The organism is Mesorhizobium sp. M0518, from assembly GCF_040321125.1.
In the GTDB taxonomy this organism is placed as follows: Bacteria; Pseudomonadota; Alphaproteobacteria; order Rhizobiales; family Rhizobiaceae; genus Mesorhizobium.
Genome location: NZ_JAMYQY010000014.1, coordinates 1 through 23,650, shown reverse-complemented (window position 1 = coordinate 23,650; position 23,650 = coordinate 1). Strand labels below are relative to the sequence as shown.

Genomic DNA, 23,650 nt, shown 5'->3' with positions numbered 1-23,650 from the left:
GCGTTGCTGGCGAATTTCGCGACGGCCAATATATGCCTTGACACGTATGTTGCAGCGCAACAAATTACTGCTTGGGGATAAGCCTGTGAGATCGATGAGCCGGGATTTTCAGCACGACCTGAGGCATCGCCGAATGAGCGTGGCGGGTGCGGCCGCACGGATCCTGGTGGCCGTGTGCGAGCCGGCCGGATGAACTACCGGCGCGACATCGACGGCCTGCGGGCCGTTGCGGTGCTGCCCGTCGTGCTCTTCCATTTCGGCGTGTCCGCCATTCCTGGCGGCTTCACCGGTGTCGACATCTTCTTCGTCATATCGGGCTATCTGATCAGCGGCAGCCTGCTCGATGATCTTGAGCGGGGCCAGTTCTCGATCGGCCGCTTCTACTGGCGCCGCGCACGGCGCATCCTGCCGGCGCTGACCTTCGTCATCCTGCTCGCGAGCATTGCCGCCTGGTTCATCCTTCTGCCTTCGGATCTCCACGAATTCAGCCTTAGCGTGATCGCCGCCTCAACCTTCTGGTCGAACATCTATTTCTGGAAAACGACGAACTATTTCTCCATCGACGCCGAACTACGGCCACTCCTGCACACATGGTCGCTTTCGGTGGAAGAGCAGTATTATATCTTCGCGCCGATCCTCCTTTATCTGATCTACCGATACGTCTCGAAGCGCTGGCTGACGGTACTTCTGCCGATGGCCGTCGGCAGCTTTGCCCTGGCAGTCATAGCAACCTCGCTGGCACCGACGGCAGGCTTCTATCTCTTGCCGACGCGCATATGGGAGCTGGCGCTGGGCGCCATGCTGATGTTGCGGAAGCCTCCGGTCCTAGCCAGTCGGCTGGCGGCGGACCTGATCGGCCTCGCCGGCTTTGCCCTGATTGCATTTGGCTTTGTGATGATTTCGGACAGCGATCCGTTTCCCGGCTACAATGCCCTATTCCCCTGCATCGGAACAGCTCTGCTGATCTATGCTGGCCAGGATAACGCCGACAGGCCGGCACCTGTCGCCACTCGCGTGCTTCGGTTGGCGCCGCTGGTCTGGGTCGGCCTCATTTCCTATTCGCTTTACCTCGTCCACTGGCCGATCAACTCGTTCGTCCATTATCTCTCCCTGAAGACTGTCGGTGTGCCAACGATTATCGCGATGACGTTGGGCAGTTTCGCCTTGGCGGCATTCTCCTGGAAATATGTCGAGCAACCCTTCCGCCACAAACGAGCCTATACCGCCCCGCTGCCTATCTTCGCCTTTTCGGCGACGGCAATCGCGCTGCTGTGCGCCGGAGGTTTGGCCGGCGCACTGGGCAACGGTTTCCCGCAACGGTTTCCGGATTTCTCGACCGAACGTATCCGGGTCGGCGACTGGCGCAACGGCATCTGTTTCAACGAAAACGGGACCCGCATCGAAGACTGGAACCTCGCCGACTGCACCCGTACAACGGGCTTTGCCACCAATGTGCTGCTGTGGGGCGATTCTTTCGCTGCCCATTATGTTCCGGGACTTGAGCCCAACGCCCAGAAAATCCACGCCAATGTCATCCAATACACCTATGCCGGCTGTCCGCCCGACCTGACCTATTTTTCCTATGCTCGGCCCGCCTGCACCCGCTTCAACGAACGGGCCTTGTCGATCATTCGCGACGCCAACATCCAGGCGGTGATCTTGAGCGGCCGATGGACCGACTACCAGGCCAGGGGCTTCGACGGCCTGCAGAAGACGATCGATCGGCTTCGCGAGATGGGGGTCAAGGTCTATACCGTCGGCCAGTCTCCGGAATTCATCGCCGACGTCCAGAAGATCGCTTTCTTGGTGAAACGGGAGCATGCCGGAACCACATCCTGGCCGATGGCTATGGATCCGGACATCAACGCACGGGTTCTGCCGTTCACCAAAGGGGCCGATTTCATAGATCCGCTGACGTATCTGTGCGACTCGGCAGGTTGTTCATACGCCGATGCCACGACCAACGAATTTCTCTACTTCGACTATGGCCACTTCTCTTCCGCCGGCGCGACGCTGGCCATCTCGAAATACTGGCCAAGCTTCGCCACCAGCAATAAGGTCGCGGAGGCAAAACGGCAATTCACGGCCGCGGGCGCGCCGTGATCCGCAGCACGACCGTCGTGAGAACAGACCGCTTTGCGATTGCCCGAAGCCGGGCCGTCATGGTAACGAGGGCGCACGCGGGTATGATGTAATGGTAGCTTGTCAGCTTCCCAAGCTGAACGCGAGGGTTCGATTCCCTCTACCCGCTCCAGTCTAAGGCGTCAGAACCATTGCAGCGCCTGCCTGTTCGTCGAACACAACCGAGCAGCCTCGCGCAAGCGCCACCGTTGCGAGGGCGTTTGCCGCCGCGTCATCCGATGAAACGAAATCGCCGGTCAACACCCGCAATTCTTCCACGCCTTCAGCCATGGAAACGAAATTCCCGACCGATCGATCGTGCTTGCAGGCCTCGATCACGCAAAGCAGATCGATGATTTCGAAGCTGCGCATGTTCAGCCTCCAGAAGAAATCGTCCCTTGCAAGATCATGAACGCATCGGCGGGAAACAATGTTCCCAGTTCGCTTTTCGCTAGAGCAATTCCAGGAAAAGTGTGAAACGGTTTTCCGTCCGGAATTGCGTCAAAACAATGAGTCAGAGCGGGTCGCCGTTTCCGTGAAACGGTGAACTGCTCTAGCCTCGGCCTGGCGGTGCTTTCGCCGGACAACCTTACCCGAGCGAGCCATCATCCCACTTCTCTCAGAATGAAGTCGTGCAGCATCTTGGCGGCCGGCGACAGCGCGCGATTCTTCACCGTGATCAGGCTGTAGGGCCTGACCTCGATGTCGAATTCGGTCTGGACGACGTCGATGGCGCCGGCCAGCCCGTCAGGGTTCTGGATGAATTTCGCCACCTGGACAGAGACCGGTGCGATGGCATCGGATTGCGCGACCATGACCAGGGTCAGGAGCAGCGAACTGGTGTTCAGGATACGGTCCGGCAAAGCGATGTTGCGGTTGAGGAAGTTGCTCTCCATGGCCTGGCGCAAGGGCGAGCCGCCAGACTGGAAGACCCAGTCATAGGCGGCGGTCTCTTCCAGCCGCACCGCCTCGCCCTTGGTGAGCGGATGGCCCCGGCGCACGATCAGGCAGGCCTTCTCGACGCCGATGACGCGCGACTCGAACAGCCGCGGATTGAGATCGTCCGGTATGCGCGCGATGATGAAATCATGACGCGTGGCGATCAGCTCGCGTGCCAGCACATTGGAGGTCTCGACCTGCATGGTGATCTCGATGCGCGGATAGATGCGGCGGATCTCACGAATTGCCGGCACCGCCAGCTCGATAGCCGGCGCGGTCACAGCACCCAGGAAAACCGAACCACCCTTGCCCGCCTTGAGCTCGGAAATCTCGCGGTCGACCTCGCGCATCTCCAGCAGGATCGAGCGCGCGCGCCTGGCCAAAGCCTTGCCGTATGGCGTCAAGGTGATACCGCGCGGCAGCCTCTCGCACAGCTTGACCTCCAGCACCGCCTCCATCTCTGCGATCATGCGCGAGGCCGCCGGCTGCGAAATGTTCAGAACCTGGGCTGCCGCGCTGACTCGGCTGTGGTCGTCGAGCGCGACGATCATGCGCATGTGACGCAGACTGAGACCGCTGCGCAGCAGGGTTTCGCCATCGCCCGGTGCTTCTCTGTAACCATTTGAAGCTGTTGTCAGATTCCCGGGCCGCGCCATCGCTTTTCCCTGCCTTCTGCTCGTGTAAGGCCGACCTTGGAGTCAGCCCGTCACGTCCCAATACATATACCAACCATGATATAGCAACCATCAAAGATCGCATTTGACAGTTATGGCAAAGACCCACACCCTCCGCGCGTTCCAAGACGTGACGGTCGCTGACGAGAAAAATCGTATCGATTGAACCAGCGTCTCGGGGCCATGGGAGGATACCGGAGATCGATATGACGGCAGCAGTGCCTTGGCGCTTCTGCACGATTGCGCGGCCCGCGACCCCCGGGGTGCCGCGTCCATCAAACAGGGAGAGTTGAAGTGAAAATCATCAAGACACTGGCCGCCGTCGCGGCCCTTGGCATCGCTGCCATGACCTACTCGGCGCACGCAGCCGACAAGGGTCTCGTCGGCGTGCTGATGCCGACCAAGACCTCGCAGCGCTGGATCAACGACGGCGATGCCGTCAAGTCCCAGCTCGAGGCTCTCGGCTACACCGTCGACCTGCAATACGCGCAGGACGACATCCCCAACCAGCTCAGCCAGCTGGAAAACGAGATCACCAAAGGCCCGAAGGCGCTGATCATCGCTTCGATCGACGGCACCACCCTGTCGGATGCTCTGCAGAAGGCCGCTGACGCGGGCGTCGTCGTCGTCGCCTATGACCGCCTGATCAAGAAGACCGCCAATGTCGACTACTACACCACCTTCGACAATTTCGGCGTCGGCGTGATCCAGGCGAATTCGCTGGTCAAGGGCCTCAAGGAGCGTTTCCCGAACACCAAGCCGTGGAACGTCGAACTGTTCGGCGGCTCGCCCGACGACAACAACGCCTTCTTCTTCTACAATGGCGCCATCTCCGTCCTGCAGCCGCTGATCGACGACGGCTCGATCAAGATCAAGTCCGGCCAGACCGGCATGGACAAGGTCGGCACGCTGCGTTGGCTCGCCGCCACCGCCCAGGCGCGCATGGACAATCTGCTGTCGGCCAACTATTCGGACGGCAGCCGCGTCGATGGCGTTCTGTCGCCCTATGACGGCCTGTCGCGCGGCATCACCGCCTCGCTGCGGGCCGTCGGCTACGGCACCGAGGCTCAGCCGTGGCCTGTTGTGACCGGCCAGGACGCCGAAACCGCTTCGGTCAAGCTGATCATCTCGGGCGAGCAGTACTCGACCGTGTTCAAGGACACCCGCGAACTGGCCAAGGCCACCGTCGAACTCGTCGACAAGGTGCTCTCGGGCGGCAAGCCGGACGGCCTCGATGAAAAGACCTACAACAACGACGTCAAGGTCGTTCCCTCGATCCTGTTGACGCCGCATGAGGTCGACAAGTCGAACTACCAGGCGCTGGTCGTCGACTCCGGCTACATCAAGGCCGACGAACTGAAGTAATCCCGGTTACAAAGTCAGGGGGTCCTGCGCAACGCAGGGCCCCTTTTCGTTCACCAGCGAGCCCGGTATTGTCACCGACCTCGCCGGCAATGTTTGCCGAGCTCTCAAGGAGCGGTAGTCCCCATGGCCCCGACGATTTTGGAGATGCGCGACATCACCAAGACGTTCCCTGGCGTGAAGGCGCTGTCGAACGTCAATCTCAGCGTCGAGGAAGGCGAGATCCATGCCGTGGTCGGCGAAAACGGCGCCGGCAAATCGACGCTGATGAAAGTGCTGTCGGGCGTCTATCCCACAGGCACCTATGACGGCCAGATCATCTTCCAAGGCCAGGAATGCCAGTTCAAAGGCATCCATGACAGCGAACACAAGGGCATCGTCATCATCCACCAGGAGCTTGCGCTGGTGCCGATGCTGTCGATCGCGGAAAACATCTTCCTCGGCAACGAACACGCCAAATTCGGCGTCATCGACTGGGATGCCAACGAGGCGCGCACCAGTGCGCTGTTGAAGAAGGTGGGCCTCAAGGAGGACCCCAAGACGCTGATCACCAATATCGGCGTCGGCAAGCAGCAGCTGGTCGAAATCGCCAAGGCGCTGAGCAAGGAGGTGAAGCTGCTGATCCTGGACGAGCCGACGGCTTCGCTGAGCGAGAAGGACAGCCAGGCGCTGCTCGACCTTCTGCTCGAGTTCAAGCGGCAAGGCATGACCTCGATCCTGATCTCGCACAAGCTCAACGAGGTGAACCGGGTCGCCGACAAGGTGACGGTGATCCGTGACGGGCGCACCATCGAGACGCTGGCCAAGAAGGACATCTCTGAAGACCGCATCATCACTTCGATGGTCGGCCGCTCACTCGACGACCGCTATCCGCCGCGCGAGCCTGACATCGGCGGGGTCGTGTTCGAAGTGAAGAACTGGTCGGTCTATCACCCGATCCATGCCGAGCGGCAGGTGATCAAGGGCATCGACATCAACGTGCGCAAGGGCGAAGTGGTGGGTATTGCCGGGCTGATGGGCGCTGGCCGCACCGAATTCGCCATGAGCCTGTTCGGCCGCTCCTACGGCCGCCGCATCTCCGGCGAGGTGCTGCTCAAGGGCAGGCCGGTCGACGTATCCTCGGTGAGCAAGGCGGTCCAACACGGCATCGCCTACGTCACAGAGGACCGCAAAACCTACGGTCTCAACCTCATCGACCATATCAAGCACAACATCACGCTGGCCAATCTTGGCGGCGTCTCGCGCCACAGCGTGATCGACGACATGCGCGAGCTCGCCGTTGCCAACGACTATCGCAAGAAGACCAATATCCGCGCTTCCAGCGTCTATCAGATGACCGGCAATCTCTCCGGCGGCAACCAGCAGAAAGTGGTGCTGTCGAAATGGCTGTTCGCCGACCCGGACGTGCTGATCCTCGACGAGCCGACACGCGGCATCGATGTCGGCGCCAAGTACGAAATCTACACGATCATCGCCCGCCTCGCCTCGGAGGGTAAGGCGATCGTCGTCATCTCGTCGGAAATGCCGGAATTGCTCGGCATCACCGACCGCATCTACGTCATGAACGAAGGGCGCATGGTGGGCGAAATGCCCGCCGCGGAAGCAAGCCAGGAAAAAATAATGCGCGCCATCGTTCGGGGAGAAGGAAAAGCAGCATGAGCACCGAAAGCGCCCCCGCCCCGCAGAGCAAAGTCGCCGAAGACGTGCAGCAGGGTCCACGCATCGCCGTCTCGGCGCTGGCAACGAACCTGCGCGAGTACGGCCTGATCCTGGCGCTGATCGCCATCATGGTGTTCTTCCAGTTCACCACGAACGGAACGCTGTTCAAGCCGGTGAACCTGAGCAATCTGGTGCAGCAGAACTCGTTCATCATCGTGATGGCGCTGGGCATGCTGCTGGTGATCGTCTCCGGCCATATCGACCTCAGCGTCGGATCGGTCGCCGGTTTCATCGGCGCGCTGGCGGCGATGATGATGGTCATCTGGCCGCTCGGCCCGTTCAGCAATCCGCTGGTGGTGTCGATCATCTGCCTGATCGTGGGCGGCGCGATCGGCGCCGCGCAAGGCTACTGGATCGCCTATCACCGAATACCGAGCTTCATCGTCACGCTGGCCGGCATGCTGATCTTCCGCGGCATCTGCCAGGCCCTGCTGGGCGGCGGATCCTCGGTGGGGCCGCTACCCGATGGCTTCAAGGCGCTCAGCTCCGGCTTCATTCCGGATGTCATCGGGCCACTGACGCTGATCCCGCCGACGGTGAACGCGGCCGGCAAGACCATCATGGGCAGCGGCCTGACGCTGCACATGACGACGATTGTGCTGGGCCTGATCGCCGTGCTGGCCTATGCCTATTTCGGGGTGAGGACGCGCCGCAAGCGCGAACGCCATGGCTATGAGGCCGAGCCCTTTGCCCTGTTCGTCGTCAAGACGCTGGTCGGCAGCGCGCTGGCGCTGTTCCTGGTCTACCAGTTCGCCAGCTACAGGGGCCTGCCGGTGGTGCTGCTCGTCATGGGCGTGCTGATCTCGCTGTTCGTCTTCGTCACCAAGCGCATGACCATCGGCCGCCGTATCTACGCCATGGGCGGCAATTCCAAGGCCGCGCAGCTGTCGGGCATCAACACCGAGCGGCTGACGCTGATGGTGTTCATCAATATGGGCGTGCTGTCGGCGCTCGGCGGCCTGATCATCGCGGCGCGACTGGGACAGGCGGTGCCGGCCGCGGGCCTCGGCAGCGAGCTCGACGTCATCGCCGCCGTCTTCATCGGCGGCGCCTCGGCCATGGGCGGCGTCGGTCAGGTCATCGGTGCGGTGGTTGGCGGCTTCATCATGGGCGTGATGAACAACGGCATGTCGATCATGGGCGTCAATGTCGACTGGCAGCAGGTGGTCAAAGGCCTGGTGCTGCTCGGTGCCGTGATCTTCGACGTCTACAACAAGAACAAGGCCTGAACGGGCTTAAGAGCAATTCCAAGGAAAAGTGTGAAACGGTTTTCCGCCCGGAATTGCACCAAGACAATGAGTTAGAGCGGTTCGCCGTTTCCGTGAGACGGTGAACTGCTCTAGTCGAGGCAAGCAGGAGGCATACGATCGCGGCGCTGCCGGCAACCCGGTAACAGAAGTCCCTGAGGGACCAGGCCCGCGAGCGCAATCCGAACTGAGAATTTAAACCGTGGCATGGACGAGGTCCCGGCCGCGCCGAGCAAGGTCTGCCGTTTTGGCAGCCCTGCCAAGGCAAATGAGAGAGGATTCATCATGCTGATCTCCCAGATCCTTGACGACGCCGAGACCATCCGCGTCGTTGCCCGCAATAGCGGCAAGACCCGGATCATCAATGGCGCCCGCAGCGTCTATTCGCTGGCGATGGAGGCCGCCCGCACCGGCGTCGGCCTCGTCGCGCTGATCGAACGCAAAGGACTTGGCGAGACGGTCGATCTCGAGGCCGCTTACAAGAAGGGGCGGCTGCTGACGCCGATCAATCACCCCGATCCGGCGCATCTGCACCTGACGGGCACCGGGCTGACGCATCTCGGCTCCGCCGCAACGCGCGATTCCATGCACAAGAAGCTGAGCGCCGACGGCGAGGAGCAGCTCACCGATTCCATGAAAATGTTCCGCATGGGGCTGGAGGGCGGCAAGCCGGCGAAAGGCCAGATCGGCGTGCAGCCGGAATGGTTCTACAAGGGCAACGGCACCATGGCGGTGGCGCCAGGCGCCGCACTCCTGTCACCGGCCTTCGCCAAGGACGCCGGCGAAGAGCCCGAAGTGGCCGGCATCTATGTCATCGGCGATGACGGCGCACCTTTCCGCGTCGGCTTCACGCTGTCGAACGAGTTTTCCGACCACGTCACCGAGCGCGTGAACTATCTGTTCCTCGCCCATTCCAAGCTGCGCAACGCCTCGTTCGGTCCGGAAATCCTGATCGGCGACCTGCCGCCCGACATCCGCGGCACCTCGCGCATCGTGCGCGACAGCGAGGTGCTGTGGGAGAAGCCGTTCCTGTCGGGTGAAGCGAACATGTCGCACACCATCGCCAATCTCGAGCATCACCATTTCAAATACGCGGCCTTCCGCCAGCCGGGAGACGTGCATGTGCATATGTTTGGTACGGCGACGCTGTCCTTCGCCGACGGCATCAGGACCGAGGCCGGCGATGTGTTCGAGATCGAGGCCGGGGACTTCGGCCTGCCGCTGCGCAATCCGCTCGAGATCGAGCAGCCGGTGAAGGTGGCAGTGAAGGCGCTGTGAGGCGTCGATGACAGCGTGATCTCCCCCCTCGTGGGGGAGATGGCCGGCAGGCCAGAGGGGGGCGCTGTCCCGCCAACGTCTCCATCCTACTTAGTTTTTCTTTCGAACCAGTCTGCTGGTGCAGAGAGGTCGCGATCCCTCGCGCCCCCCTCTGCCCTGCCGGGCATCTCCCCCACGAGGGGGGAGATTGGCGGCTTCGACGTCTCAATAAATATCGAAGTCGAAATACTTGGCCTGGATCTTCTTGTAGGTGCCGTCGGCGACGATGGCGTCGATTGCGGCGTTGAACTTGTCGCGCAGCGCCGTGTCTTCCAGGCGAACGGCAATGCCGGCTTGTGTCTCCGTACCCTTGACGTCTCCAATCATCTTGCAGCAGCCTTCGCTCGCCTTCTTCATCCAGTCCACCAGCACGAACTTGTCCGAAATGACCGCGTCGAGGCGGCCATTCTGCAGATCGGTGATCGCCTCTTCCTGGGTGGGATAGAGTTTGGCCTCCGCGCCGGCCTTGCCATATTCATTCTGGGCATAGCCGGCCTGCGTGGTCGAAGCCTGGGCGCCGACCGTCTTGCCGGCAAGGGCCGCCGGTTCGGTCGAGGTCAGGTCGCTGTCCTTCGGCGCCACCAGAGCGAGCGGTGTCGTATAGTATTTGTTGGTGAAGGCGACCTGTTTCTTGCGCTCCTCGGTGATGCTCATCGAGGCGATGATGGCGTCGAACTTCTTCGCCTGAAAAGCGGGAATGATGCCGTCCCAATCCTGGGTGACGATTTCGCATTCGACCTTCATCTGCGCGCATAGCGCATTGGCGATGTCGATGTCGAAGCCTTCGACCTTGCCGTCAGCGGTAATGGTGTTGAACGGCGGATAGGCGCCCTCCGTGCCGATCTTGATTTTCTCCTGCGCCTGCGAAAGCGAGCCGGCCGCCATCACCAGCATGGCAGCGCCTGCCGCCGATATGATCCATTTCGAAATCTGCATTTTCTTGGTTCCCCTTGAACGCCGGCATCTTGACGACCAGCAAGGCAGCCAAGCATGGCGAGCCGGTACAGGCAAGTATTTTGCCTGACGGCGGCGCTCAGCGCGCGGCGCGGAAATGCTTGGACAGCTTCAGGCCCTGCGCCTGGTAGTTGGAGCCGAGATCGGTGCCGTAGAGGGCCTGCGGCCGCTTCAGCATGTGTTCGTAGACCAGCCGGCCGACGATCTGGCCATGGTCGAGAATGAACGGCACTTCGTGGCTGCGCACTTCCAGCACCGCCCGGCTGCCCGTGCCGCCAGACGCGGAATGGCCAAAGCCCGGATCGAAGAAGCCGGCATAGTGGACGCGGAATTCGCCGACCAGCGGATCGAAGGGCGTCATCTCGGCGGCGTAGAGCGGCGGTACGTGCACCGCCTCCTGGCTGACGAGGATGTAGAACTCGTCGGGGTCGAGCACCAGTTCGCCGGCGCCGCTCTTGTGGATCGGCTCCCAGAAGTCGACGACTTCCTGGGCCGCGCGCTTGTCGACATCGACGAGGCCGGTGTGATGCTTGCCGCGATAGCCGACCAGCCCGTTCTGATCGCCGTTGAGGTCGATCGACAGCGCGATGCCGCCGCCGGAAATATTCGGCGGCTCGGTGGCGACCAGCGTCTGCGCGCGATGCAGCTCGTGCAGCTCGGCTTCGGAGAGCAGCGCATTGCCGGTGCGGAAGCGTATCTGCGACAGGCGCGAGCCGGTGCGCACGACGATCGGGAAGGTGCGCGGGCTGACTTCCAGAAAGAGCGGGCCATGATAGCCGGCAGCGATCTTGTCGAACTCGTGGCCGCGATCGGTCATGACCCGGGTAAAGATGTCGAGCCGCCCGGTCGAGCTCTTCGGGTTGGCCGAGGCCGAAATGCCCGCCGGCAGCGCCAGGCTTTCAAGCAAGGGCACGATATAGACGCAGCCGGTCTCCAGCACCGCGCCCTCGGCAAGATTGATCTCGTGCAGCTGCAGCCGGTCAAGCTTTTCCGAGACCTTGTGGTTGGGGCCGGGCAGGAAGGAGGCCCGCACCCGCCAGGCCTTGTCGCCGAGCCTGAGATCGAGACTGGCCGGCTGGATCTGGTCGGCGTCGAGCGCACGCGCCGACTTCAGCGCGCCGGACTGGAACAGCGCCGATATGTCCTGATCGGGAAGAATGCCTGTCTGCCGCAAGGCTCCACTCCTAGGTCAGACGTTTTTCTTGTCGCAGGTTCTGGTCGCAAAACCGTGGAACACTTTTGCGGAACCTGCTTGGTACAAACCTCTTAATGAAGCCGGCAATTGACGCAAGCGTGGCGCGGGTCTAAAGGGTCGTTATCCCGTGGTGATTTGGCCGGTCGGCTTGCAGCCACGTTAAACAAGTCGCTAAAGGACCGTCGGGCCGCAAGGCCGTATGGACCGGTTGCGACTTTCGCGGCCGGTTTTTTTGTGTCTGGAAGAAAAGCGATGAGCACCAAGAAGGACAACTGGAAGCCTCAGACGGCACTCGTGCACAGCGGAACGCTGCGTTCCGGTTTCGGCGAAACGTCGGAAGCGATTTACCTGACCCAGGGCTATGTCTACGAAACGGCACAGGCCGCCGAAGCCCGTTTCAAGGGCGAGGAGCCAGGCTTCATCTATTCGCGCTACGCCAATCCGACCGTCGACATGTTCGAGAAGCGCATGTGCGCGCTGGAAGGCGCCGAAGACGCCCGCGCCACCGCCTCCGGCATGGCCGCGGTGACGGCCGCCCTTCTGTGCAGCGCCAAGGCCGGCGACCATATCGTGGCGGCGCGTGCGCTGTTCGGCTCCTGCCGCTGGGTGGTCGAGACGCTGGCGCCGAGATACGGCATCGAAGCGACGCTGGTCGACGGCACCGATATCGCCAATTGGGAAAAGGCGGTCAAGCCGAACACCAAGCTGTTCTTCCTGGAAAGCCCGACCAATCCGACATTGGAAGTGGTCGATATCGCCGCCGTCGCTTCGCTCGCCAATTCGATCGGCGCAAGGCTGATCGTCGACAATGTCTTCGCCACGCCCTTGCAGCAGAAGCCCTTGCAGCTCGGCGCCCATATCGTCGTCTATTCGGCGACCAAGCACATAGACGGCCAGGGGCGCTGTCTCGGCGGCGTGATACTGTCGGACAAGAAGTGGATCGACGAGAACCTGCACGACTATTTCCGCCATACCGGCCCAAGCCTTTCGCCCTTCAACGCCTGGACGCTGCTGAAGGGCCTGGAAACGCTGCCGCTGCGCGTGCGCCAGCAGACGGAAAGCGCGGGCAGGATCGCGGATTTCCTGGCCGAGCGGCCGGAGATCGCCCGCGTCATCTATCCCGGGCGCGCCGACCATCCGCAGGCTGATATCGTCAAGAAGCAGATGTCGGGCGGCTCGACGCTGATCTGCCTCGACGTCAAGGGCGGCAAGCAGGCGGCCTTCGCCTTGCAGAACGCGCTCGACATCGTCTTGATCTCCAACAATCTCGGCGATGCCAAGAGTCTGATCACCCACCCGGCGACGACGACGCACAAGAATCTGAGCGACGAGGCGCGCGCCGAGCTCGGCATCGGGCCGGGCACGCTCCGGCTGTCGGTCGGGCTGGAAGACACCGACGATCTGCTTGAGGACATCGCGCAGGCGCTGAAGGCCAGGTAGGGCCTTCAGGCGCCGGACGGCGTCTCCTCCAGCTCGGCCGTCTTGGTGCCGATGGTCATCGCATTGCCGCGCCAGTCGACGGCGCCGCCGAGCCAGCCGCGCCCCCACATCGCCGGAAGGATCAGGTCGCGCGCCATGATCGCCGTGACCATGCGTGGCGACAGGTACCAGCCCTTGGACCAGGCCAGCGCGCACTCGGGAAGGTAGAAGGCTACCAGCACTGCAAGGGCGGTTGCCCAGAGGCTGAAGCCGGCACTGGCCGCGGCAATCAGCGCAAGCACCAGCGGCACCACGGCGCCGGTCAGGATTTCGGGTGCGAAGAACAGCGGGAAAGTGACGCGGCGCAGGCGCGCCCAACGGGCCTGACGCGACCAGATCTCGTCAAACGAGCGCCGGCCAAGCGGCTGCTCGAAGGGGGCGGCGACGAGATTGACGCGCAGGCCGAGACTGTTCACCAGCTTGGTCGCGGCGGCATCCTCCGCGATCTCGGCGGCCAGCGCGCGGATGCCGCCATTGGCGTCGAGCATCGGCTTGTTCCAGAGCATGCTCTTGCCCTGGGCAAAGCCCAGGCCGAGCGCCTCGCCGGCATATTGCCAGCGCGCCTGCAGCGTGTTGAGGAAAGCGCATTCGACCTCGGCCCAGAAGCCGGCCGGCCGCGAGCCAATCGGCGTCGAGCAGACAAGGCCGGTGCCGGGCCGCCAGGCAGCCATCAGATGCTGGACGTAGTCCCTCGGCATCAGCACGTTGGAATCGGCCAGGACGACCCAGTCGTGCCGCGCCGCCTCCCAGCCCTTGACGCAATTGTTGAGTTTCGGATTGGCGCTGATGCGGTCGTCGCCGACAAGCAGCCGGGCCGGCACTTTCGAAAACCGGACGATCGTCCTGTTTATCAATTTGACCACCGGATCGTCGGCATGGGCGACGCAGAAAATCAACTCGTAGCACGGCCAGTCGAGCGAGAAGGCGCGCTCCAGCGTCTCCTGCGTGAACGGCTCGACGCCGCGCGACGGCACGACGATCGACACCGGCCGTGGCTTGCCGGCCGGCGCGGCAATGGCGCGGCGCCGTTTCAGACGCGAAGCGGCGAGCACGATGCTGGCGAGATTTGAGAGAATGAGGGCAGTTGAAAGCGTGGCGGCTATGAGAGTGAGTTCCATCGAGATCCGGTCACTCCAGGAAAACCGGTCCGCCAGAACAATCTGGCTGGCATGACGACCGATTCAACAATTCGACAGAGCGCCCGAGTCGCGCGGCACTGGTCGGCGCACACCATCATTGTCATGTGTCACTTAAATGACATTCTTTGCCGCCACCTGCGGTTCCGTCCGCAATGACAGGACGCGCACCGTTGACCAGCCCGCGTGGAGCGCCGAAAGTTCGACCTAGAGCCTGTTCCATCCCGATTGAACTGGGATGGGGCTCTATCTCTGTTTCTTTGAGCATGATCTTTTCTGAAAACCGGTTCCCACTTTTCAGGATCATGCTCTAGATTGTTTTGGAGCCGCTTATGTATAGCGCCGTCACGCGCAACATCGAAGTGCAGGTCAGGCCGTTCTATCTGGAGGACCGTTCGGATCCCTCGGAGAACCGCTATGTCTGGGGCTATCAGATAACGATCGACAATCAGTCGGACGATTTCGTGCAGCTTCTGTCGCGCTATTGGCACATCACCGACGGCACCGGCCGGGTCGAGGAAGTGCGTGGCCCCGGCGTGGTCGGCGACCAGCCCGAACTCAATCCCGGCGACAGCTACCAGTACACGTCCGGTTGCCCGCTCTCGACACCATCCGGCATCATGGTCGGGCACTACACGATGCGCAACAAGCGGGGCGAGACGTTCGACATCGCCATTCCGGCGTTTTCGCTGGATCTGCCGGGGACGCGGCGGACGGTGAATTGATTTCGCCTCACCGGCTGCGGAGCGGCCGGTGAGGCGTGGTTTTTTTCTCTACTGGGCCGCAAATTCCGCCGGATCGAAATCATATTGCTTCGAGCAGAATTCGCAGGCGACGTGGATGCCGCCGTCTTCGGTGCTGTCCTTGATCTCCTGGGCGGAAAAACCCTCGAGGATGCCGCGGATCTTGTCCTTGGAGCACGAGCACTGGTCGGCGACCGGAACGCCGCCGAAGACGCGCACGCCATGCTCGTGGAACAGCCTGTAGAGCAGCCGCTCGGCGCCGATCGTCGGATCGATCAGTTCGGTCGGCTCGATCGTACCGAGCAGCGCCAGCAACTCCTGCCAGGAATTGTCGGCCGGATCGTGGATCTCCTCGCGCGGATCGCCATCGCCACCCGGCAGGTCCGGGACGCGCATGCGCTCGGGCGACTGCGGCAGGAACTGCGCCAGGATACCACCGGCGCGCCACTGCTCGCGGGCGCCGCCGGGACCGGGCGTCAAAAGCTTGGCCACCGACAGCCTGAGATCCGTCGGGATCTGCTCCGACTGACGAAAATAGGTGCGCGCAGCATCCTCCAGCGTCTCGCCGTCGAGCTGGACGATGCCCTGATAGCGCTGCGTGTGAGCGCCCTGGTCGATGGTCAGCGCCAGCACGCCGCTGCCGAGCAGCGTCTGCTGGGAGGTTTCGCCGGCCGCGACCAGCGCTTCCAGCCGGTCGGCATCGAAACGCGCATAGGCGCGCAATGCCGAGGGCGTGGAAAAATCGGCGACCAGCATGTCGACAGGCCCGTCGGTGCGGGTCTGCAGGATGAACTTGCCCTCGAACTTCAGCGAAGTGCCGAGCAGCACGGTCAGCACACAGGCCTCCGCCAGCAGGCGGGCGACCGGCTCGGGATAATCGTGGCGGCCGAGGATGGCGTCCAGCATCGGCCCGAGTTGGACCGTGCGGCCCCGCACATCGAGCGGGCCGACCTCGAACGGCACGACGTGATCGTCGCCGGCATAGCCAAATTCGCCGAGTTTGGGGTGATGTTCAGTCACTTGATAGGTTTCCAACATGACAAAGCTCCAGGGCGCGGCCATGCCGCCCTCCGGGGCGCATGCGTCGAAACGCGCTTGATTTGCGTGATGCGGCGCAAATAGGCATCACACCCCCGCAGATCAAGCTCCTGGGGATCAAGCGCCGAGACACTTCAAGCGCCGAGACACCAGGCCAGCACGGCCTTCTGGGCATGGAGCCGGTTCTCGGCCTCGTCGAAGACCACCGAATGCGGTCCGTCGATGACCTCGTCGGTCACCTCCTCGCCGCGATGCGCCGGCAGGCAGTGCATGAACAGCGCGTCCGGCTTGGCCCTGGCCATCAGCTTGGCATTGACCTGGTAGGGCGAGAACACATTGTGGCCGCGGGCGCGATGCTCCTGGCCCATCGACACCCAGCAATCGGTGACGATGCAGTCGGCCTGGTCGACGGCTTCCTCGGGCGAGCGGGTGAAGTGCAGCTTGCCGCCATGCGCCTGCGACCAGTCAATGTGCTTCTGCGCCGGCTCGCTGCCTTCGGGCACGGCAACGTTGAGGTTGAAGCGGAACCGGGCCGAGGCCTCGATCAGCGAATGCAGCACATTGTTGCCGTCGCCGGTCCAGGCGATGGTCTTGCCGGCGACCGGACCGCGATGCTCCTCGAAGGTCATGATATCGGCCATCAGCTGGCAGGGATGGGTGTCGTCGGTCAGTCCGTTGATCACTGGCACGGTGGCGTTCTCGGTCAGCTCCAGCAGTCGCTCATGCGAGGTGGTGCGGATCATGATCGCATCGACATAGCGCGACAGCACCTTGGCGGTGTCGGCGATGGTCTCGGAACGGCCGAGCTGCATCTCGGTGCCGGTCAGCATGATGGTCTCGCCGCCGAGCTGCCGCATGCCGACGTCGAAGGAGACGCGTGTGCGCGTCGACGGCTTGTCGAAGATCATCGCCAGCACCTTGCCTTCGAGCGGTTTGGTGCGCTCGCCGGCCTTGAGGCGCGCCTTTCGCACCACCGCATCGTCCAGCATGAAGCGCAAATCGCCTTCGGAAACGGCGGAAAGATCGGTGAAATGGCGAACTGACATCAGCAATGGTTCCGGGATTACTTCGCCGCGGCGGAAGCGATCGCCTCCGCCAGGCCCTTGGCGCCGGCGCGAATGCGGTTGAGCGCGTCATGGATCTCGGCGTCGGTGACGGTGAGCGGCGGCAACAGGCGAATGACGTTGTCGCCGGCCGGAACCGCCAGCAGGTGCTGGTCGCGCAAGGCCATGTTCACCTTGGTGTTGGGCATGGCGCATTTGAGGCCGAGCATCAGCCCGGCACCCCTGATGTCCTCGATGATTTCGGGAAACTCGTCGGCGACCGACGCCAGCCCCTGCTTCATGAGCAGCGCCTTGCGCTGGACATCTTCGAGGAAGCCGTCTTCCAGCACGACGTCGAGCACGGCGTTGCCGACTGCCATGGCCAGCGGGTTGCCGCCGAACGTGGTGCCATGCACGCCAGCGGTCATGCCGACGGCCGCTTCATCCGTGGCAAGGCAGGCACCCATCGGGAAGCCGCCGCCAATGCCCTTGGCGATCGCCATGATGTCTGGCGTTACACCTGACCATTCATGCGCAAACAGCTTGCCGGTGCGGCCGATGCCGCACTGGACCTCGTCGAAGATCAACAGCAGGCCGTGCTGTTCGCACAATTGCCTGAGCCGCTTCAGCGATTGCGTCGGCACCGGACGGATACCGCCCTCGCCCTGCACCGGCTCGATCAGGATGGCGGCCGTCTCCGGCGTGATCGCCTTTTCGGCGGCGTCGATGTCGTCGAAACTGACCTGATCGAAACCTTCGACCTTGGGGCCGAAGCCCTCGAGATATTTGTACTGGCCGCCGGCCGCGATGGTCGCCAGCGTGCGGCCATGGAAGGCACCTTCGAAGGTGATGACGCGGAAGCGCTCGGGGTGTCCGTTGACGAACTGGCAGCGGCGCGCCGTCTTGATCGCGCATTCCAGCGCCTCGGCGCCGGAATTGGTGAAGAACACCTTGTCGGCGAAGGTGGCGTCGGCCAGCCGCTCGCCAAGCCGGCTCTGCCCGGGGATCTCGTAGAGGTTGGAGACATGCCACAGCTTGGCTGCCTGCTCGGTGAGTGCGGCGACCAGATGCGGATGGCTGTGGCCCAGCGAATTGACGGCGATGCCGCCGGCAAAGTCGAGATATCGCTCGCCCTTGTCCGTAATCAGCCATGTGCCTTCCCCGTGGTCGAAGGCCAGGGGTGCGCGAGCAAAGGTCTCGTAAAGCGCCGAACCGCTCATTATATGCGTCTCCGGTACCGGAAAATCAAAAAAGCCGCCAAAGCGGCGGCCTGTGCGGCTTATCCCGTTTTTCGGCCATGAAGTCAACGAAAACGTCGCGTAGTGGCGCGCGGCAAGCCCCCTGACGGGACGCCGGCTCATAAGCGACCGGGCAAGTTGGGGAAAACCGAAAAAACCGATTCGTGTTGCACTTGGGACTCTTGTCACCGAGTCAGCGCATAGAGTAGTTGTAGTCGAGAAATAACTAGATTTCGTGCGGCGGACCTAATCACCAGATATATGTGGTGTCTGCCCCGGCAAATGTTGCCGGGTCGGGAGAAGGATTCCGATTGCCGCACGCTTAGAGGAGCGCGGTCTCATGAACTGGACTGACGAGCGGGTAGAACTCTTGAGAAAACTGTGGTCGGAGGGTCTGAGCGCAAGCCAGATTGCTGCGCAGCTTGGAGGGGTCAGCCGCAATGCGGTCATCGGGAAGGTGCATCGGCTGAAACTCTCGGGCCGCGGTCGCTCGACCGCCACGCCGGCACGCCAGAAAAAGGCGGCACAAGGATCGACCGTCCAGAAATCGGTATCACGCGCTGCAACCACGGCACGCCATGTCACGACATCGATCGGCGCGACCGCCCTGCAGACGCAGTTCGACGCCGAACCGGTGGCGCGCCATTATATCCGTCCGGTTGAGAATGTCGTGCTGCCGATCTCGCGGCATCTGCAGCTGGTCGAGCTGACCGAGCGGACCTGCAAATGGCCGAACGGCGATCCGCTTTCAGAGGACTTCCATTTCTGCGGCAACGATGCCGCCGAAACCGGTCCGTACTGCAAGTACCACGCCCGCGTGGCATTCCAGCCGGCATCGGAGCGGCGGCGGAGCCGATAGTTAGGGATTGGGCAGTAGGCAGTAGGCAGTAGGGGCAATATGCTCTGAATTTCTTGCCCTACTGCCTACTGCCTACTGCCTACTGCCTACTGCCTACTGCCTACTGCCTACTGCCTACTGCCTACCCTCACAGCCACCCGTTCTTCCTGAACCGCCAGTAGAGAAACGTGCAGATCAGCACGATAGCGCCCAGCACCACCGGATAGCCGTATTCCATCTTCAGTTCCGGCATGTCGCTGAAGTTCATGCCGTAGATGCCGGCGAGCGCCGTCGGCACCGCCAGGATTGCGGCCCAGGAGGCGAGCTTCTTGGTGTTCGCGGTTTCCTGACTCTGGCCGACCAGCAAGCTCGCCTCGAAAGCGAACGCCAGCACCTCGCGCAGACTGTCGATCTTCTCCTGGACGGTGCGGATGTGATCGGTGACGTCGCGGAACAGCGGATGCATGGCGGTGTGTATCTGCGGCAGCTCGGCGCTGGTCAGCCGTCGGCAGACTTCGACCAGCGGAAGCGCGGCATTGCGCAGGCGTAGGAGATCGCGGCGCAGCATATAGAGCCGTTCGATGTCGGGAGCGGTCATCGGCTTCAGCAGAACCTTGTCCTCGATCGCCTCGACCTCGTCCTCGATCTGCTCGAGCACCGGCATGTAATTGTCGACGATGAAATCGAGAATGGCGTAAAGGACGAAATCCTCACCCTTGGCCAGCGAGTGCGGGCAGCTTTCCCAGTGCTGCCGAACGGCGGCATAGGACGTCGAAGGACCGTGCCTGACGCTGACGATGTAGCCTGAGCCAACAAACAAATGGGTCTCGCCGAAGGTGACCCGACCGTCGATCAGCTGCGCGGTGCGAGCGACGATGAACAAGGCGTCGCCATATTGCTCGATCTTCGGCCGCTGGTGCGGGTGCTCGGCATCCTCGATTGCCAGCTCATGCAGGTGAAATTGCGCCTGGACGCGCAGCAACAGGTTACGGTCGGGCTCCAATAGGCCGATCCAGACGACATGACCGGATTTCTTTGCCCATTCGCCGGCTTCCTCGATGGGAATGTCGGCGATGCGGCGCCCGGCCGTGTAGACGCCGCAAGCGATAATGCCGGATGTCGGCCCAGGCGCCGGGGTCAGGTTCCGAACATTTTCCATCACGACCTCCCGGAGCAAATCCACGGACGAGGATAGAGGCAAAGCCCGGAAAGCTTAGCGTAAATCGGATTACGGTTCGAGAGGCGCGTTCACTTCAGCGGCTGCGTCCCGGAAAGGCTGATTTTGTCGGTCTTGTCGCCCTTGGGCCGCTCAGCCGGCAACTGATCGCCGGTGACGATGTAGTAGATGGTCTCGGCTATGTTGGTGGCGTGATCACCGATACGCTCGATGTTCTTGGCGCAAAACAGCAGATGCGTGCAGGGCGTGATGTTGCGCGGATCTTCCATCATGTAGGTCAGCAATTCGCGAAACAGCGATGTGTACATGGCGTCGATCTGGTCGTCACGATCGCGCACGAAGCCGATTTTCTCCACCGAGCGAGACGCGTAGACGTCGAGCACTTCCTTGAGCTGGGTCAACGCCAGGTTGGACAGAGCCTCGAGGCCGCGGAACAGGCTGGTTGGCTGGCGTCCGTCGGTAACGGCGACCACCCGCTTGGCAACGTTCTTGGCGAGATCGCCAACCCGTTCGAGGTCGGCGGAGATGCGAATGGTCCCGACGATCTCGCGCAAATCCCCCGCCATCGGCTGACGCTTGGCAATGATGATGATCGCCTTGTCGTCGATTTCGCGCTGGCCCTCGTCCAGTACGGTATCGTCGCGGACGACCTTCTGGGCAAGGCCTGGGTCGGCATTGACGAGAGCGGCGACCGCCTGTTCGACCATGCGCTCGGCATGGCCGCCCATCGCGGCGATGCGCTTCGACAGATATTTCAACTCCTCGTCATAGGCGCTGACGATGTGCACGGACTGCATGGCAAAATGCCTTCCCACGGGATGTTTTGATTTTGAGTCGTTTCCTCGAATCCCCGCTGATACGCTAGCCGGATGACAGAAAAAAGAAACAGTCCCCTTGAATTAGGGCGATATCAGTGCGTCGGCAAATGAACCGAGAATGCCGCGCCGTTGCCGACTTCGGACTTGATCGAAAGCCGGGCGTTGTGGCGCGTCAGTATATGCTTGACGATCGACAGGCCGAGGCCGGTGCCTTTCTGGGTCCGGCTGGTCTCGACGTCGACGCGGTAGAAGCGCTCGGTAATGCGCGGAATGTGCTCCTCGGGAATGCCGGGGCCAAAGTCCCTGATCGTCACGTCGATGCCCGGCTCTGATCCGGCATCGCCATGCGCTATGGATACAACCACGCGCCCACCAGACTGCCCGTATTTGCAGGCGTTTTCCAGGAGGTTCTCGAAAACCTGGAAAAGCTCATCTCGATCGCCAGGCACATGAAGCGGCCCATCGGCGTAGTGCCGCTCGATGGCAACGGCGTTTTCGCTGGCCAGCGGTCCGAGCGAATCGATGACGCTGTCGACTGTCTGCCGCAGGTCCACCTCGGTTCCCGGCTTCAGATAGGGTTTCATCTCGAGCCGCGACAGCGACAACAAATCGTCGATCAGACGCGCCATGCGACCGGTCTGGCTCTGCATGATCTGCAGAAACTGGTCGCGCGCCGCCGCGTCGTTGCGGGCTGGCCCGCGCAGCGTTTCGATAAAGCCGGCGATTGAGGCGAGCGGCGTGCGCAGTTCATGGCTGGCATTGGCGATGAAGTCGGCGCGCATGCGGTCGATCCTGCGTGCTTCGCTCTGGTCCTTGAACACCAGCACATAGAGATCGGTGGCGTGACCGACCGAGGACACGCTCACCCGGTAGGCCCGTTCGACCGGCAGCTTCTCCATGTAGTCGACGACATCCGAGGCAACATCGCCGGATAGCACGCCGTCCAGCAGGGTCTGCATCTCCGGTGCCCGGAATTTCAGCGACAGCGACATGCCTGGCGCGATGCCACCGAAGGCGGCGAAGGCGGCGGCGTTGGCATGCACGATGGTGGCGGTCCGGTCGAAGATGATCAGCGGATCGGCGACGGCGGCGGCCAGATATTCACCCGAGAGCCGCTGCAGGCCGATGGCCTCGATGGCAGCGCCGCTGCCGGTGGATTGGCGCGCGCCGGCGGTCGGCAGTATTGCCGCTGCAAGCAGCAACAGCAGCGCCGCGGGGACGACATAGGCTGAAATCCCGGCCAAGGCATAGACGGCGACGACCGCGGTGACGCCGGCCGCAAGCAGCCAGCGGCTATGCCACAGCCGTGCGGCCATGCTTTGCGTGATGCCTCTCTGCTCTGTGTCCAGGTCAGCCATTCGCTCGTGACCTGCCCCCCAATGTCTTCGCACCCGGTCGCACGGTGGCAGAAAACTTCCACCAGATCGCTTGCCGCATGACCCCGAAAATCGGGAATCGATTTTCGGAAAGGATCATGCGCAAATTAAAAGTGCTACAGCGTCCTTTGCGCATCCAAACGGACGCGCGGCGCTGTAGTGGCTCCCCATAGCATGAGTCCGGAAGCTGGAAAGGGTTCGTCTCGATGAAAAAAGCCAAGGAAAGTCCCGCCGCGCCAACTTCGGGGCCGCTGAAGATCAGGATCGGCGGCAAGGAGAGGGAGTTCGACATCGATAATCCCGTGCTTCCCGACTGGGTCGAGGACAACAAGCTGACCGCCGGCGGCTATCCCTACGACAAGAAGATGAAAAGCGACGAGTATGACGAGATGCTCGAGAAGCTGCAGATCGAGCTGGTCAAGGCGCAGGCCTGGCTGCAGTCGACCGGCAAACGGGTGATGGCGCTGTTCGAGGGCCGCGACGCTGCCGGCAAGGGCGGCACGATCTTCGTGGTGCGCCAGTACCTCAATCCGCGCACGGCACGCAACGTGGCGCTGACCAAGCCGACCCCGACCGAGCTTGGTCAATGGTACTACCAGCGCTATGTCGACCACTTCCCGACTTCAGGCGAATTCGTCACTTTCGACCGGTCCTGGTACAACCGCGCCGGTGTCGAGCCGGTGATGGGTTTCTGCACCCCGCAGCAGCACGAGCAGTTTCTCGACGAGACGCCGCATTTCGAACGGATGATCTCCAACGAGGGCATCCACTTTTTCAAATTCTGGCTGAACATCGGCCGGGAAACGCAGCTCGAGCGCTTCCACGACCGCCGCTACAGCCCGCTGAAGAGCTGGAAGTTTTCCCCCATCGACGTTGCAGGCATCACCAAGTGGGACGACTACACCAAGGTGCGCGACACAATGTTCGAGCGCACCCACAAGGAATTCGCGCCGTGGATCATCGTACGGGCCAATGACAAGCGGCGCGCGCGGCTGGCGATCATGCGGCGCATCCTGTCGTCTCTGCCCTATGAGGGGCGCGATCTCGAAATCATCGGCAAGGAAGACAAGAAGATCATCGGCGAAGGGCCGTCATTCCTCGGCAAGCAGGATTGACGCTTCCGCGCCCCGCCGGCGTGGGCGCCCCGGGCGGGGCAGGTTTGGTTGGCGGAGGGCGCCGGCCGGGGGGTGGGGGGGCCAAGCCCCCGCGGGGGGTGGGGCGGGAGCGGCGGGTGGG

The 23,650-nt window shown here is 62.4% G+C and carries 20 protein-coding genes, 1 tRNA gene and 1 riboswitch; of the genes, 10 read left to right on the top strand and 11 right to left on the bottom strand.

Annotation, left to right across the window (positions count from 1 at the left end; genetic code table 11):
• Window positions 1–189 precede the first annotated feature (189 nt).
• Both NKI66_RS20285 and NKI66_RS20280 read left to right on the top strand, forming a co-directional pair.
• Window positions 190–2,103 (top strand): acyltransferase family protein, encoded by a 1,914-nt coding sequence (locus NKI66_RS20285; protein WP_352752749.1) that lies wholly within the window; start codon window positions 190–192, stop codon window positions 2,101–2,103.
• 77 nt (window positions 2,104–2,180) lie between these two features.
• Window positions 2,181–2,254 (top strand) — tRNA-Gly (locus NKI66_RS20280).
• Window positions 2,255–2,256: 2 nt separating this feature from the next.
• Here NKI66_RS20280 and NKI66_RS20275 read toward each other — a convergent pair.
• Together NKI66_RS20275 and NKI66_RS20270 are read right to left on the bottom strand one after the other, a co-directional pair.
• Entirely contained in the window at window positions 2,257–2,493 is a 237-nt protein-coding gene (locus NKI66_RS20275; RefSeq protein WP_352752747.1) for a hypothetical protein, read from the bottom strand.
• A 233-nt stretch (window positions 2,494–2,726) separates the two neighbouring features.
• On the bottom strand, window positions 2,727–3,716 hold the full coding sequence (locus tag NKI66_RS20270) for a LysR family transcriptional regulator (RefSeq protein ID WP_128305263.1): 990 nt from the start codon (window positions 3,714–3,716) through the stop codon (window positions 2,727–2,729).
• 312 nt (window positions 3,717–4,028) lie between these two features.
• Here NKI66_RS20270 and chvE point away from each other — a divergent pair, with 312 nt between their 5' ends.
• From chvE to araD1, 4 genes are all read left to right on the top strand, one after another.
• Window positions 4,029–5,099, top strand: a complete 1,071-nt coding sequence (gene chvE / locus NKI66_RS20265) for a multiple monosaccharide ABC transporter substrate-binding protein (RefSeq protein ID WP_023813878.1) — start codon at window positions 4,029–4,031, stop codon at window positions 5,097–5,099.
• A gap of 123 nt (window positions 5,100–5,222) precedes the next feature.
• The gene (gene mmsA, locus NKI66_RS20260; protein WP_352752745.1) at window positions 5,223–6,755 is read left to right on the top strand and encodes a multiple monosaccharide ABC transporter ATP-binding protein; all 1,533 of its coding nucleotides are present in this window, start codon (window positions 5,223–5,225) and stop codon (window positions 6,753–6,755) included.
• The gene (gene mmsB, locus NKI66_RS20255) at window positions 6,752–8,044 is read left to right on the top strand and encodes a multiple monosaccharide ABC transporter permease (protein ID WP_023813876.1); all 1,293 of its coding nucleotides are present in this window, start codon (window positions 6,752–6,754) and stop codon (window positions 8,042–8,044) included. Before mmsA ends, mmsB begins: the two co-directional genes overlap by 4 nt.
• A 303-nt stretch (window positions 8,045–8,347) precedes the next feature.
• The gene (gene araD1, locus NKI66_RS20250) at window positions 8,348–9,340 is read left to right on the top strand and encodes an AraD1 family protein (protein WP_352752743.1); all 993 of its coding nucleotides are present in this window, start codon (window positions 8,348–8,350) and stop codon (window positions 9,338–9,340) included.
• A gap of 204 nt (window positions 9,341–9,544) precedes the next feature.
• Here araD1 and NKI66_RS20245 read toward each other — a convergent pair whose 3' ends face one another.
• Window positions 9,545–10,315, bottom strand: a complete 771-nt coding sequence (locus NKI66_RS20245) for an ABC transporter substrate-binding protein (RefSeq protein WP_352752742.1) — start codon at window positions 10,313–10,315, stop codon at window positions 9,545–9,547.
• A gap of 97 nt (window positions 10,316–10,412) precedes the next feature.
• Entirely contained in the window at window positions 10,413–11,507 is a 1,095-nt protein-coding gene (locus NKI66_RS20240; RefSeq protein WP_352752740.1) for a 2'-deoxycytidine 5'-triphosphate deaminase, read from the bottom strand.
• A 138-nt stretch (window positions 11,508–11,645) separates the two neighbouring features.
• A riboswitch (SAM riboswitch) is annotated at window positions 11,646–11,723 on the top strand.
• Window positions 11,724–11,780: 57 nt separating this feature from the next.
• On the opposite strand from NKI66_RS20240, the gene NKI66_RS20235 reads away from it, so the two are divergent.
• A complete protein-coding gene (locus NKI66_RS20235) occupies window positions 11,781–12,968 on the top strand; it encodes an O-succinylhomoserine sulfhydrylase (RefSeq protein ID WP_352752738.1) in 1,188 nt (395 codons plus the stop codon).
• Between the two features lie 5 nt (window positions 12,969–12,973).
• On the opposite strand, the gene NKI66_RS20230 is transcribed toward NKI66_RS20235, so the two are convergent.
• Window positions 12,974–14,125 (bottom strand): ceramide glucosyltransferase, encoded by a 1,152-nt coding sequence (locus tag NKI66_RS20230; protein ID WP_352752736.1) that lies wholly within the window; start codon window positions 14,123–14,125, stop codon window positions 12,974–12,976.
• A 350-nt stretch (window positions 14,126–14,475) separates the two neighbouring features.
• Here NKI66_RS20230 and apaG point away from each other — a divergent pair, with 350 nt between their 5' ends.
• Complete coding sequence (gene apaG / locus NKI66_RS20225; protein WP_013533640.1) at window positions 14,476–14,868, top strand: Co2+/Mg2+ efflux facilitator ApaG/CorD; 393 nt, start codon at window positions 14,476–14,478, stop codon at window positions 14,866–14,868.
• Window positions 14,869–14,916: 48 nt separating this feature from the next.
• Here the strand turns inward: apaG and NKI66_RS20220 are convergent, their stop codons facing one another.
• The 3 genes from NKI66_RS20220 to NKI66_RS20210 all read right to left on the bottom strand — a co-directional run bounded on the left by NKI66_RS20220 (window position 14,917) and on the right by NKI66_RS20210 (window position 18,187).
• On the bottom strand, window positions 14,917–15,948 hold the full coding sequence (locus NKI66_RS20220) for an Hsp33 family molecular chaperone (RefSeq protein WP_031213286.1): 1,032 nt from the start codon (window positions 15,946–15,948) through the stop codon (window positions 14,917–14,919).
• 110 nt (window positions 15,949–16,058) lie between these two features.
• The gene (gene argF, locus NKI66_RS20215) at window positions 16,059–16,970 is read right to left on the bottom strand and encodes an ornithine carbamoyltransferase (protein WP_031213288.1); all 912 of its coding nucleotides are present in this window, start codon (window positions 16,968–16,970) and stop codon (window positions 16,059–16,061) included.
• 17 nt (window positions 16,971–16,987) lie between these two features.
• Window positions 16,988–18,187: an aspartate aminotransferase family protein gene (locus NKI66_RS20210; RefSeq protein ID WP_023811341.1), complete on the bottom strand. Its 1,200-nt coding sequence runs from the start codon at window positions 18,185–18,187 to the stop codon at window positions 16,988–16,990.
• 358 nt (window positions 18,188–18,545) lie between these two features.
• Here NKI66_RS20210 and NKI66_RS20205 point away from each other — a divergent pair, with 358 nt between their 5' ends.
• Entirely contained in the window at window positions 18,546–19,064 is a 519-nt protein-coding gene (locus NKI66_RS20205) for a GcrA family cell cycle regulator (RefSeq protein ID WP_023811342.1), read from the top strand.
• 127 nt (window positions 19,065–19,191) lie between these two features.
• Here NKI66_RS20205 and NKI66_RS20200 read toward each other — a convergent pair whose 3' ends face one another.
• The 3 genes from NKI66_RS20200 to NKI66_RS20190 form a co-directional block, all read right to left on the bottom strand.
• Window positions 19,192–20,202 carry a magnesium and cobalt transport protein CorA gene (locus NKI66_RS20200; protein WP_023811343.1) on the bottom strand — a complete coding sequence of 337 codons (1,011 nt, stop codon included), beginning with the start codon at window positions 20,200–20,202 and terminating at the stop codon, window positions 19,192–19,194.
• Between the two features lie 89 nt (window positions 20,203–20,291).
• Window positions 20,292–21,017: a phosphate signaling complex protein PhoU gene (gene phoU, locus NKI66_RS20195; RefSeq protein WP_023811344.1), complete on the bottom strand. Its 726-nt coding sequence runs from the start codon at window positions 21,015–21,017 to the stop codon at window positions 20,292–20,294.
• A 113-nt stretch (window positions 21,018–21,130) separates the two neighbouring features.
• Entirely contained in the window at window positions 21,131–22,396 is a 1,266-nt protein-coding gene (locus NKI66_RS20190; RefSeq protein WP_023811345.1) for an ATP-binding protein, read from the bottom strand.
• A 224-nt stretch (window positions 22,397–22,620) separates the two neighbouring features.
• On the opposite strand from NKI66_RS20190, the gene ppk2 reads away from it, so the two are divergent.
• Window positions 22,621–23,529, top strand: coding sequence for a polyphosphate kinase 2 (ppk2, locus tag NKI66_RS20185; RefSeq protein WP_023811346.1), 909 nt, complete (start codon window positions 22,621–22,623; stop codon window positions 23,527–23,529).
• The last annotated feature ends 121 nt before the right edge of the window (window positions 23,530–23,650 follow it).